Source organism: Chitinimonas koreensis, from assembly GCF_014353015.1.
GTDB lineage: Bacteria > Pseudomonadota > Gammaproteobacteria > Burkholderiales > Chitinimonadaceae > Chitinimonas > Chitinimonas koreensis.
Genome location: NZ_CP060704.1, coordinates 3,391,329 through 3,405,416, shown reverse-complemented (window position 1 = coordinate 3,405,416; position 14,088 = coordinate 3,391,329). Strand labels below are relative to the sequence as shown.

At 70.3% G+C, this 14,088-nt stretch carries 2 protein-coding genes; both read left to right on the top strand.

The window, feature by feature from the left end; all coding sequences use genetic code 11:
• The first annotated feature begins 4 nt into the window (after nt 1-4).
• On the top strand, nt 5-12,442 hold the full coding sequence (locus tag H9L41_RS14280; RefSeq protein ID WP_187523422.1) for a tandem-95 repeat protein: 12,438 nt from the start codon (nt 5-7) through the stop codon (nt 12,440-12,442).
• A complete protein-coding gene (locus tag H9L41_RS14275) occupies nt 12,349-14,031 on the top strand; it encodes an Ig-like domain-containing protein (RefSeq protein WP_187523421.1) in 1,683 nt (560 codons plus the stop codon). Before H9L41_RS14280 ends, H9L41_RS14275 begins: the two co-directional genes overlap by 94 nt.
• The last annotated feature ends 57 nt before the right edge of the window (nt 14,032-14,088 follow it).

Here is a 14,088-nt window from a genome sequence, read left to right as displayed (position 1 = left end):
GCTGGTGCGTGCGCTCAACGGCAACGACGCCGGCACGCCGTACGGCTATGGCCAGGACGGCCGGCTGCTGACCGACACGATCACGGCCAACCTCGGCGCCGCGGTGAACTGGCAGTCCAACAGCGCCTGGCAAGGCACGCTGGCGGCCGGCCAGGCGACGACGGTGGCCTTCGCGGTGCGCGAGAGCGAACTGGCGTCGACGGTGAAGACGCCGGGCGCGCAGGGGGCGGTGATCGTGGCGGTGACGCTGGAAGGCGCCGACCTGGCGCTGGAAGCCACCGGCGCGACCGTGCTGGGCACGGCGACGGTGGACGGCAAGCGCACGGTGCTGCTGCGCATCACCGAAGCGGGCCTGAAGCTCTTGCGCCTCACCGGCAGCGGCGCGGCACGCGTCGAAGTGACGCTGGCGGGCGACCTGAACCGCGACGGCAAGATCGACGGCCAGGACGGCGCCGCCTTCGAGCAGGCCCGACTGGAGGGCCGCCTGCCGGCGGACCTCGACGGGGATGGGGTCATTGCGTCCGCCGATCGCCAGATCCTGTACGCCAACTACGGCTGGCGCGCCAACCAGGCGCCGGTCGAACTGGCGGCCGGCACGGCCAGGACGCATGCCGACCTGGCGCTGCAGGCCGCGCTGGCGGGCATCGCGCAGGATCTGGAAGGCGACACGGTGTTCTGGCGCGTGCTCGGTGCGACGCACGGTGCGGCGCGGCTGAGCGCCGACGGCCAGTCGGTGATCTTCGTGCCCGAGGCGGGCTACGTGGGCGAGGCGGCGGTCCGGCTGCAGGCCGACGACGGCTTCGCGGCCGGTGCGCCGATCGAGCTGAAGGTGAACGTGAGCGGCGCCAGGCTGCTGGCGATCCACCTGGCCCAGCTGCCGGCGCTCAAGCCGGGCCAGACGGCCCAGGTGCGGGCCACGGTGGACTTCGAGGACCAGCAGGGCGTCGACGTGTCGCACGACCCGGCCTACCTCACGCTGTATAGCGCCGATCTGTCCGCCCTGGGCAAGGTCGGCGGCGATTCGCTGCAGGTGATCGACGGCCAGGATGCGCTCAAGGTCCTGACCCGCGGTCCGGCCCTGCTGGTCGCGACCCGGACCGACCGCGACGGCCGCGTTGTGCAGGCGGTGCAGACCGTCAATCCGGGCTTCGACGCTGCCGGCAACACCAAGCTGCTGGTGGTGCCCGACGTCTATCCGGGCACGCTGGCGCTGACGCCGGGCGGCAGCCGGCAACTCAAGGTCCACCTGGTGGACCCGGATACCGGCGCCAAGACCGATATCAGCCAGGCCAGGCCGTCCGTCGCCAGCGGCACGCGCTACTTCAGCAGCGATGCCTCGATCGCCACGGTGAGCGAGGGTGGCCTGATCACCGCGATCGGCGCCGGTTCGGCGCTGATCACGGTGGTGCACCTCGCCAGCTGGCTGGACCCGCAGGGCAATCTGGTCGAGCAGGTGGTCGGCCAGGCCACGGTCCGGCTCGAAATCGGTGCCGCGCAGTCGGTCGACGACGATCCCGCGACCGCCACGCCGGCCGGCGTCACCGTCAGCCGCGAGCACGGCGGCGCGGTGCAGGCGGCGACCGGCGAGACGGTGCTGATCGGCGCCGGCGCACTGGCGGCCGACACGGTGGTCGGCATCGGCCGCATCGAGCTCGGCCAGATCGAGGCGCAGACCGGCCTGGCCCTGCCGACGCCCGATGTGTTGCAGCCGGTGGCTGCCTTCCATCTCGACCTGGGCGCGCAGCCCAGCGAGGTGCCGGTCCAGCTGGCGATCCCGCTGCAGACCTCGGCCGAGGTCAAGAACGGCGACGAAGTGCTGTTCCTGCGCCGCGGCACCGTGCCCGACGTCAACGGCGTCGAGCGCGATACCTGGTGGGTGCTGGACAACGGCTTCGTCGGCACCGACGCCCAGGGCAACCTGGTGGCCAAGACCGCCAGCCCGCCCTATGCCGGCGTGAACGTCTTCGGCGACTACGTCGTGGTCCGCCGTACCTCGACCGACAAGGACACCGGCGCGGTCACGGCCAAGGGCATGGGCCTCGATCTGCTCGCGCTGTCCATGGGACCGCTGACCTGGGCGGCCGGCGCCATGATGGGCTCGGGCTCGCTGGCGGCCGCCTCGGCGATGACCAGCGTGATGTCCATCTACCTGTCGGCGGCGATTCCGATCTACGCCATCAACCTGAGCTTCGACGGGGCCTATCAGGTCAAGCCGGTCCAGACCAACATCGTCAACGGCAACATCACCCTCAGCATCGAGTCGCCCGACAACCCCGGTTCCGGCACCAGCTCGGACCGCACGTCGCCGCAGATCGGCAAGATCGAGATGACCACCGGCGGCAAGCTCAAGCTGGAGCTGTCCAACCTGAAGGATCCGGCCCTGCCGGCGGGCACGCCGACCAAGCTGCGCTTCTGGATTTCGCCGGACAGCCTCGAGATCGACAAGAACGGCCGCGCCACCTCCGACATCTGGGACGGCAAGACGACCGAGCGGCACGGCATGGCGGCATGGCAGCAGCTGGTGGACGTGACCGTGTCGGGCGACAGCCAGACGGTCGAGCTCGACGTGCCGGCCGACATCGCGCTGAGCCTGCACCTGATCACGGTCCAGCGCATGGTGCAGCTGCCCGATCCGAAGAGTCCGGCGGTCAAGCGCTGGATCACCAACGGCGCCGCCGGCAGCGTGGCGATGGAAGGGCAGACCGGCTACAGCGTGGTCACCCAGGCCAAGTGGGTGCAGATCTTCAAGAACGGCGAGATCGTCAAGGAGCTCGAATTCCGCGATGCCGAAGGCAATTCGGTATTCGTCGGCGGCAGCAAGGGCGACCAGATCGCCTTCAGCGAAGACCAGCGGCTGATGTTCATCGCCGGCATGCAGGGCGACATCCACGTGGTGGACACCGCGCTGATGAAGCTGGTCTACACGCTGAAGGTCGGGACCTGCAACATCTCCAGCCTGGCCGTCGCCGACGGCTGGCTGTACGTGGGCGAAGGCGGCTATGGCGGCGCCGGCGCCGACTACCGCCTGCTGCGGGTGAACCTGGACGAGACCGACAAGAACTTCATGCAGATCCAGCAGGTGAAGTTGCCGCCGTCGGTGAGCGGGGAAAACGCGCCGGCTGGCTACGTCGACTTCGCCGTGGTGCAGGGCGAGCACAGCTACCTGGCGGTGACCGCCAGCAAGCTGAACCTCGGCATTTCGATGGCCTTCCCGCCGCGCGTGAGCGGCAACGTCTTCATCCTCGATCTCGACGAAATCGTGGTGGTGAAGGGCCAGGCCGACGCGACGTCCGCCAAGGCGTTCAAGCAGGTCAGCTTCACCGACCCGACGCACGGCCGCGGTCCGCAGTTCATCTCCTCGGCCGGCATCGTCGGCGGCCAGCTGCGCCTCCTGCTGACCGACGCCTTCGACTACAACTCGGGCCTGAGCACGGTGACGATCGCCATCGGCGAAGACGGCGCGCTGAACGGCGCACCGGTCGTCAGGAAGATCGCCATGAGCGGCGTGCTGCCGGGCGCCTCGTCGGTGAGCCGTTACAACAACAAGTACCAGCTCAACCTGCAGCGCGCGCAATCGCCCTCGCTGGTGATCAGCAAGGACGGGGTCGAATACGCGGTGGTGGCCGATTACTACTTCGAATTCAACGATCCCAACTACCTGATGGGTGTGATCGCCAACAAGCAGACCGGCGGCAAGATCGGGATCATCAAGGATCCGTTCGGACCCAAGCCCGAGTACCTGGGCGCGACCACCCCGATCCTCGACGCTTCGATCAACCGGCTGCAGGTGATCGACGGCGGCCGCACCTTGTGGGCCGACATCCGCTACTGGCCGGGCATCGGCGAGCCGGCGCTGCCCAACGGCATGCTGAAGTGGGATCTGCGCCAGCTGATCGAGGCGGCGGAAGCCAATTCGATCGTCAAGCAGAACTCGATGGTGCCGCTGCCGATCGACCGCGTCGGCAAGCCCGGCTCCAACACCCAGACCGTGGTGCCGGACAAGTACAACCTGGCCGACAGCGCCAAGGCGACCTCGGGCTGGCTGTTCGGCATGGCCACGGTCGAAGCCCGCAACGTGATCGAGCTGGACGACCAGAAGTTCGGCGACGTGGTCGAGGTCGACCTGCGCAAGCTGCTGCAGGAGAACGGCATCGTGATCGACGAGAGCGATCCGGCGTTCTACATGACCAAGGCGGTCAAGGAGATCGAGCTCGACGACGGCAGCCGCGCCATCGGGGCCCAGCCGATCAAGCGCGAAGTGGCCGATTTCGGCGGCTTCAAGGGCGGCCAGGTGCTGTCGTTCAAGTACGGCGACGAGTGGGAAATGGTGCAGAGCGGCTCGTCCAAGGACGAGGTCGGCGCCAAGACCTTCGCCGACAGCGGCAAGTTCTACCTGACGGCCGATCTCGACGACAACCCGCTGTCGCGCGGTTCGGACCTGCCGGCTCGGACCGTCACCGGCACCATCTTCGTCCACGCCAAGTCGATCAAGGGCAAGGCGGTGGTGGGCAATTCGGTGGCGATCACCGTCAAGATCAACTTCAAGAAGGCGGTCTTCAACGACCAGACCGCGCTCGGCAGCGGCACCGGCGGCAACAGCGGGATGAATCTCATCGCGCTGTCCGAAGGCGGCAGCGTCGGCAAGGACCAGGCCAACAAGCCGCTCGACGTCGCCCGCATCCAGCAGCGGCTCAAGTTCCTCGGCTACCCGTCGATCAGCGCGACCATGCCGCTGGAGCAGGGCAAGCCGCTGGAGAAGGACGCGCTCGGACGCCCGATCGGCACACCGACCCGGATCATCGTCGACGGCCGCTGGGACGCCGAGGACGTGACCTGGCAGCAGATCGACGGCGTGCCGCGCGCGGTGCATCCGTCCAAGCCGGGCGGCCAGCCCGGCAGCAAGTCGCCCGACGATCCGGTCACGGTCGAGCGTACCGAGGGCGCCCTGCGCCTGTTCCAGGCCGCGGTCGGCCTGCCCAACGACGACCGCAACTCGCCGTGGTCCAAGCCGGTGGACAACAACGTCGACGGCACGACGCCGGCTTCCGACATCGCCTGGTTCGCCGGGCTGACCAGCGAGGGGCTGCGGGCGCTGCAGGCACAGAACGAGGCGAAGAAGGCCCGCGGCGAGCCCATCCCGGAAGCGGTGCTGCGCAAGGCCGAGATGCAGATGGCGGCCGGCAACCGGGTCGGCGCCTACATCACGCTGTTCAAGGAGACCGGCAACGAGCTGCTGGCGGTCCAGATGCAGATCGCCAGCTACAGCGGCGGCTTCGGCGGCGGCGCCATCCTCGGCAATTCGATGGCCAAGGCCGACGCGATGACCGACATGTACGACGTCAATCTCGACCAGTTCTCGGCCGACATCGACTCGGGCAACATCCGCGCCATGCGGGCCGACATCCGCAACGGCGGCACCGGTCGGCTGACGGTGGACCAGCTGGCCGCCGTCGACCGCGGCGTCTGGGCCATGAAGGGGCTGGGCCAGGAATTCCCGGGCAACATGCTGTTCGGTCCGCAGAACCCGGTGCCGGGCTCCGGCCCCTACGGCGCCGACAGCGACCAGTTCTGGGACAAGCTCGCCGCGCTGGTCTCCAACGGCAACCTCAACTCGACCCTGATCGGCGCCCACCTGTTCTACATGGAAGTCGGGATCCGGCCGAGCGAGTACCGTCCGGGCGGCACCTACTACAACGCGGACCCGGCCAAGCGCTACAAGATCGAGGAAGGCGACCGCTTCATCATCGTCACCAACCCGGCCAACAGCAGCGTGGTGTCGGTGTTCGACAAGCAGGCCCGCATCCTGACCGCGCCGAGCAACGCGGTGAAGGACTTCGTCGGCCTGGTCGCCGGTTTCCTCGACTTCCGCCGGACCCAGGTCAGCACCGCGCTGCCGACCAACGAGGAACTGAAGCACATGTTCCAGGACCTGTCGGGCTTCGACAGACTGATCACCGCGGCCAACACCACCGGCCACGAGGTGGTCGGTGCGGCCCTGGCGCTGTTCCGCTACACGCTGACCGGCAGCGCCTACGACCAGTTGCTGGAGCTGGGCAACAAGTTCAAGGATCTCTACAACGACGAGATCGTGACCCGCTACGGCGGCACCAAGTACGCCGACTTCAACCCATCGGCGGAAGGCGCCGACGCGTCTGTCATCGTCTGGGCCCGCCGCGCGCTGGAGATCTGGGTCGGCGCCAACTACCGGCTGTCGCCGGGCGCCTACCCGAACCAGCCGGGCACCCAGGCGCCGGGCAGCAATCCGAACTACGACACGCTCTACAACGCCTATGTGACCAATGCCTACGATCCGCTCAAGCAGCTGCAGGCGGAAAAGGCCAAGGAGAACCCGGCCCCGCCGCTGAAGATCTCGGCGGGTTCCGACAGCCTGCTGAAGTGGCTCAACACCGCCAACGTGCCGCGCTGGGTCGAGGTCAAGGCCGGCGAAAAGCTCACCGTCGCCAACGTCGACACCAATGCCGAGCGCTTCGGCACCAGCTGGGCAAAGCAGATCGTCGACGAGGCGGCCAAGGCCTCCTTCAGCCTGCTGCAGCAGCTCGGCGGGCAGAAGCTGGAGGTCGCGGCCATCTCCGAGAACGGCTGGACCCGCGCCCACTTCGATCATAAGGATGGGCTGGAAGTCGACATCTCGATCGCCAACAACGGCCATATCGCGCCGGCCTACGCGGACGACGCCGACGTGCCCAAGAGCCCGCTCGAGCTGAGCCTGGATTCGGCGCTCAACGGCGGCAAGACGGCCGGCCGGATCATCCGCGAGCAGTGGATCCTGGACGACCTGGCCCCCGAGCTGCGCGGCGCGCGCAGCTATGTCGGCGGCGTCAACAACGGGCTGTTCACCGATCTGTCGGCTGGCGCGGTGCAGGCCATGCTGGCCAAGGTCATGGAGTCCTCGCTGACCAACGGCGAGAAGGCCCTGGTCGTCAACCTCGTCAACCTGCGCGTGCAGGCGGCCAAGGAGGCCTATGCCAATCCGAAGAACGGCCGGCCCGATCCGGCCCGCGACCGCTGGCTGGGCGGCTACCTGGGCGAGGACATCGCCGGCCGGCGGCAGGACCTGGTCTATGCCGTGCTGGGCTACTTCAACATCCACGACCTGACCCCGTCCAAGGGCTACTTCGACCGTGCCGGCATCAAGCTCAAGCCGGTGGCGCTGGACAAGCTGACCGAGAAGTACGAGACGCTGGATGTCCAGCCGGCAGATACCGGCGCGACCGCCGGGCAGCCGGCGGCAGGCACCGCCGCGCCGGTTGACGAGCCGCTCGACCTCCTGGTCCTGCGCGCGGCCTTCGGCAGTGCGATCACCCGCTGGCAGGCGGCCGACCTGAGCGCGGCGCAGCGCGAGGCGCTGGGCAAGATCGAGCTGGCCGTGGCCGACCTGGACGGCCAGGCGCTGGCCCGCCTGTCGCAGGGCCGCATCGAGGTCGATGCCGACGCGGCCGGCCATGGCTGGTTCGTCGACGCGACGCCCGAGGCGGACGAGGAGTTCCTCGCCACCCGTCACGGCAGCGAGATGGCGGCACGCGAGGACTCGGCGGCCTACGACCATGTCGACCTGGTTTCGGTGCTGATGCACGAGATCGGCCATGCGCTGGGCCTGGAACACGCCGACGAGGGGCATGCGCTGCTGAGCGCCTCGATGGGCGTCGGCATGCGCCGCCTGCCGGACGGCGAATGGCTCACGCCATCCGCTGCCGCGCCGTCGGCTGCGGCCGGCAATGCGACCGTGTCGATCGGCCTCGGTTCGGTCCAGGCCGGCATGCCGGCCGGCATGCGCTGGGATACGCTGGCCAATCCGACGCTGGAGAACGGCGGCTTCGGTTCGGCCGCCGGCTGGAACGTCGAAGGCGGCGTGGCCTTCGCCAACGGCCGTGCCGTGCTCGGCGAGACCGCCGTCAGCCAGACCCGCCTGGGCCAGGTGTTCCAGCTCGGCACGCAGGACCGCTACCTGAGCTTCACCGTGTCCGACCTGGCGCTCGACGACCAGGCCGGCCCGGACGACGCGTTCGAAGCGGCGCTGCTCGACGCGGCCACCGGCGCCTCGCTGGCCGGCAGCCTGGGCCTGAGCCGCAGCGATGCGCTGCTCAACATCCAGGCCGACGGCCGCCAGCGGCTGGGCCAGGGCGTCACCGTCACGGTCAACGCCGACGGCAGCCGCACCTACCTGGTCGACCTGCAGGGCATCGCGGCCGGCACGGCGGTGAACCTGTCGTTCGACCTGATCGGCTTCGGCCGCGATGCCGCCAGCCTGGGCAGCCATGCCACGGTGCGCGACGTGCGGCTGATCGGCCTGCCGGAGACCCGGGACGACGCCGCCGTGACGGCGGAAGACCAGGCCGCCGCGATCGAAGTCCGCGGCAACGACATCGGTGCGCAGATCGCCGGCTTCGCCCCCGAACTGGTCGCCGGCCCGGCCCACGGCAGCGTGGTGCTGAACGCCGACGGCACCTTCCGCTACCTGCCGGCGCAGGACTGGTCGGGCGAGGACAGCTTCAGCTACCGCCTGAGCAACGGCACGGCCGCCAGCAACGTCTCGACCGTCCGCATCACCGTCACGCCGGTCAACGACGCGCCGGTGCTGCAGGGCTTCGCCGCCGCGACGCCGGAAGACACCGCCGTGCTGCTCGACCTGCTGGCCCGTGCCGGCGACGTCGACAGCGACGCGGCCACGCTGCAGCTCGAGCTGGTCGCGGCGCCTGCGCACGGCAGCCTGGTGCTCGAGGCCGACGGCCGCTACCGCTACACCCCGGCGGCCGACTACCACGGCGCGGACGCGTTCAGCTACCGCGTCGGCGACGGCGAGCTGTGGTCGGAGACGGTGACGGTCGACCTGACGGTCACGCCGGTCAACGACGCCCCGATCGCCCAGGATGCCGCGCTGCAGACCGCGGAAGACCAGGCGCTGCAAGGCCGGCTGCCGGCCGGCCAGGACGTCGACGGCGACACGCTGTCGGCCGTGCTGGTCGCCGGTCCCGCCCACGGCAGCGTGGTGCTGAACGCCGACGGCAGCTTCCGCTACGTGCCGGCCGCCGACTTCCACGGCAGCGACAGCTTCAGCTACCGCCTGAACGACGGCGCGCTGGATTCCGGTGTCGCCACCGTGACGCTGACGGTGACGCCGGTGAACGACGCGCCGGTGGCCCGCGACGGCATGGCCACCTTGGCCGAGGACGGTTCGCTGCGGCTCGACCTGGCCGCGCTGGGCGCCCAAACGGGCCGCGACGTCGATGGCGACGCGCTGACCGCGCTGATCGTCGCCGGCCCGGCCCACGGCACGCTCGTGCGCAACGACGACGGCAGCTACAGCTACGTGCCGTTCGCCGACTTCAACGGCGAGGACGCCTTCAGCTACCGCCTGAGCGACGGCAGCCTGGAGTCCAACGTCGCCACGGTGCGGCTGACGGTGACGGCGGTGAACGACGCGCCGGTGGCCGAGAACCGCAGGCTGGACGGCGAGGAGGACGGCAGGCTGCGCATCGACCTGCTGGCGTCGGCCCACGACGTCGACGGCGACGCGCTCGGCGTGGTCATCGTGGCCGGCCCGCAGCACGGCCGGCTGGTGCTCAACGCCGACGGCAGCTTCGATTACCTGCCGGATGCCGACTTCAACGGTCGCGATGCCTTCACCTGGCGCGTCAACGACGGTACGGCCGATTCGGCGGTGGCCACGGTCGAGCTGATCCTGGCCGCGGTCAACGATGCGCCGGTGCTGCTGCCGCGCACGCTGAACCTCGACGAGGACGGCAGCCTGCTGGTCGACCTGCTCGACGGCGCGCGCGACGTCGACGGCGACGCGCTCGAGGCCGTCGTCACCGGCGGCCCGCTGCACGGCCGCTTCGAGCGCCAGGCCGACGGCCGCTACCGCTATGTGCCGAACGCCGACTTCCACGGCCAGGACCGCGTCGACTTCCGCGTCGGCGACGGCCAGGCCTCGGTCGACAGCCATATCGTGTTCGAAGTCGCCTCGATCAACGACGCGCCGGTCGCGACGGCCGATGCGATCGGCCTGGCCGAGGACGGCCAGGCCCGCATCGAGGTGCTGGCCAACGACCGCGACGTCGACGGCGATGCGCTGGGCGTCGAACTGGTCGACGGCCCGGTTCACGGCACGCTGACCCTGAACGCCGACGGCAGCTTCAGCTATGTCGCCGCGGCCGACTACCACGGCGCCGACCGCTTCAGCTACCGCGTCCGCGATGGCCAGGCGAGCTCGGACGTGGCCGAGGTGGCGATCACCGTCACGCCGGTCAACGACGCTCCGGTGGCGCGCGACGCGGCCTTCGAAGTGGACGAGGACGGCAGCCTGCGCCTCGACCTGGCCGCCTTGGGCCTCGATGTCGACGGCGACGCGCTGACGGTGCGCATCGTCGACGGCCCGGCCCACGGCACGCTCGAACGCAATGCCGACGGCAGCTGGCAGTACCGCCCGGCGGCCGACTTCAACGGCGCCGACCGCCTGCGCTTCGCGCTGAGCGACGGCACGGCGGAATCGAACGTCGCCGCGGTCGCGCTGACGGTGAAGCCGGTCAACGACGCCCCGGTCGCACGCGACCTGGCGGCCGTGCTGGCCGAGGACGGCAGCATCGTCATCGACCTCGGCGCGCTGGCCAGCGACGTCGACGGCGACGCGCTGAGCTTCGCGGTCGGCGCGGCGCAGTCCGGCAGCCTGGTGCGCCAGGCCGACGGCCGCTACCGCTACAGCCCGAACGCCGACTACAACGGCAGCGACGCCTTCGGCTACACGGTCGGCGACGGCAAGGCGACGGCCGGCGGCACGGTGCGGCTGACCATCACCGCGGTCAACGACGTGGCGGTGGCGCTGAACGACAGCGCGACCACCAAGCAGGGCCAGCCGGTGCGCATCGACGTGCTGGCCAACGACCGCGACGCCGACAACGGCGCCGGCGTGCCGGCCAACGCCGGCCTCGCCGCCCGCGTGGTCACGCAGCCCTTGCACGGCACGGTGACGGTCAATGCCGACGGCTCGCTGACCTACACGCCGGACGCCGGCTTCTACGGCGCCGACAGCTTCAGCTACGTCGCGGGCGACGGCCTGGCCGATTCGGCCCTGGCCAGCGTGGCGATCACGGTCGAAGCCAGCAACCGGCCGCCGGTGGCGCTCGACGACGCCGCCACGCTGCAGGAAGACGGCAGCGTGCGGATCGACCTGCTGGCCAACGACCGCGATCCGGACGGCGACGCGCTGCAGCTGGTCATCGTCGACGGCCCGCAGCACGGCCGCCTGACGCTGAACGCGGACAAGACGGTCAGCTACGTCGCCGACGCCGACTACAGCGGGCTGGACCGCTTCACCTACCTGTTGCGCGACGGCCGTGCCGAATCGGCGGTGGCGACCGCGCGGCTGACGGTCGAAGCGGTGGCCGACGCGCCGTCGCTGAACCTGCTCGACCAGGGCGGCGGCGTCAGCCGCGAGCTGTTCCGCACCGGCTGGGAAAGCGCGGCCGACCGCGACAGCAGCTCGACGCTGGTGCAGCAGGGCAGCTTCGAAGGCTGGACGCTGATCACCCGGCCGGACGGCAGCAACGGCGGCGCCAACGGCTTCGAGATCTGGAGCACCGACGACCGCATGGCCGACGCCGGCGGCGTGCAGCGCCGCGTGACGGCCGCGGCCGGCAACGGCGCCAACTGGCTCGAGCTGAACAACGCGGCCCGCAGCCAGCACCAGACGCTCGGCATCGAGCGCCAGGTCGCCACCACGGCCGGCGCGCGCTACACGCTGAGCCTCGACTACGCCGGCCGGATCGGCTACAGCGCCGACTACACCCGGATCGGCATCTACGTCGACGGCGTGCGCATCGCCAGCTATGCCAACACCAGCCCGAGCACGGCGCTGAACTGGCAGGCGCTGCAGTTCGCCTTCACCGGCACCGGCGGCGTGCAGACCGTCCGCATCGTCTCGGAAGCCAGCCGGCTCGACGCCGACGGCCGCGGCGCGATGCTCGACGACATCGCGCTGACCGAGACGCTGGCGGCCAACACCGGCCTCGAAGACAGCAGCATCAAGCTGTCGGCGATCCAGGCCGCGCTGCGCGACGCCGACGGCTCGGAAACGCTGTCGGTGGCGATCGGCGCCTTGCCGATCGGCACGGTGCTGACCGACGGCAGCAAGCGCTTCACCGCCACCGCCGGCAACACCCGCGCCGACGTCACCGGCTGGAACCTGGCCAACCTGAGCCTGACGCCGCCGAAGGACTTCAACGGCCGCTTCACGCTCGACGTGATCGCGACGGCGACCGAGCAGTCCAACGGCCGCCAGGCCAGCAGCTCGGCCGCGCTGACGGTGACGGTGCTGCCGGTGGCCGACGCCCGGTGGCGCGCAACGTCGGCTACAGCGTGGCCGAGGACGGCAGCCTGCGGCTCGAGCTGGCCGACCTCGGCAGCGACGCCGACGGCGACGCGCTGACGGCGACCATCGTCGCCGCGCCGAAGTACGGCACGCTGACGCGCAACGCCGACGGCAGCTTCAGCTACCGCCCGGCCGCCAACTACAGCGGCACCGACAGCTTCAGCTACACGCTGAGCGACGGCAGCCTGAGCTCGGGCCTGGCCACGGTGAGCCTGACGGTGACGCCGGTGAACGATCCGCCGGTGGCGAAGAACGCCGCCTTCAGCCTGGCCGAGGACGGCAGCATCAAGCTCGACCTGGCCGCGCTGGGCAGCGACATCGACGGCAATGCGCTGGCGGCGGCCATCGTGGCCGGCCCGAAGAACGGCACGCTGCTGCGCAACGCCGACGGCACCTTCAGCTACAAGCCGAACGCCGACTACAACGGCAGCGACAGCTTCACTTACGTGCTGAACGACGGCGGCCTCAACTCGAACACCGCCACCGTCAGCCTGACGGTGACCCCGGTGAACGACGCGCCGGTGGCGTCCAACGCCGCCTTCAGCGTGGCCGAGGACGGCAGCCTGCGGCTGGACCTGCGCAGCCTGGGCTTCGATGCCGACGGCAACGCGCTCGCCGCTGCCATCGTCGGCGGGCCCAAGCACGGCACGCTGGTGCGCAACGGCGACGGCAGCTACTGCTATGTGCCGGCCGACGACTACGTCGGCGCCGACAGCTTCACCTACCGGCTCAACGACGGCAGCCTGAATTCGGCCACCGCCACGGTGAGCCTGACGGTGACGGCGGTGAACGATGCGCCGGTGGCGCGCAACGGCAGCGTCTGCCTGGTCGAGGACGGCAGCGTGCGGATCGACCTGGCGGCGCTCGGCTGCGACGCCGACGGCGACGTGCTGGCGGCGGCGATCGTGACGGCGCCGAAGTACGGCACGCTGACGCGCAACGCCGACGGCAGCTGGCAGTACCGGCCGGCCGCCGACTGGCATGGCAACGACAGCTTCAGCTTCCGTCTGAGCGACGGCAGCCTGCTGTCGAACGTGGCCACGCTGTGCCTGTCGGTGGCGCCGGCCAACGACGCGCCGATCGCGCTGAACGCGGTCTACCAGCTGCAGCGCGACGGCAGCGTGCGGATCGACTTCCGCGACCTGGTCGGCGACGTCGACGGCGACTGCCTGACGCTGTGCCTGGGCAACCCGGCGCACGGCAGCCTGAGCCGCAACTGGGACGGCACGTATACCTACCGCCCGGCACGCGGCTACGGCGGCCTGGACGCCTTCAGCTACACGGTCAGCGACGGCCGCGCCAGCAGCAGCGGCCGGATCACGCTGAACGTGCTCGGCGGCGCCGGCAACTGCGGCAGCTCGAGCATCGTGGTGCAGTCGTCGGCGGCGCTGAAGAGCGGCAGCAGCGACCGCTACGGCTACCTGGTGTACGGCAGCAGCGCCAACCTGGCGACGCTGGCGGGCCTGACCGGCGCGGGCAGCGGCGAGACGGTGAGCTGGCTGGGCAACGTCCCGACCGTGCTCGGCGGCCAGCCGATCGGCCAGCTGAGCGGCTGGGACGAGGCCTGGCTGGCGGAGCTGCTGGGCACGGCCAGGCAGCAGAACCTGGCGGCGTCGACCGGGCTGGTGGTGAAAGTGCAGCGCTGATGGACGGCAGGTGCGCGGCATGGGCCGCGCACCTGTTTCCTGCTTTAGAATCCGCGG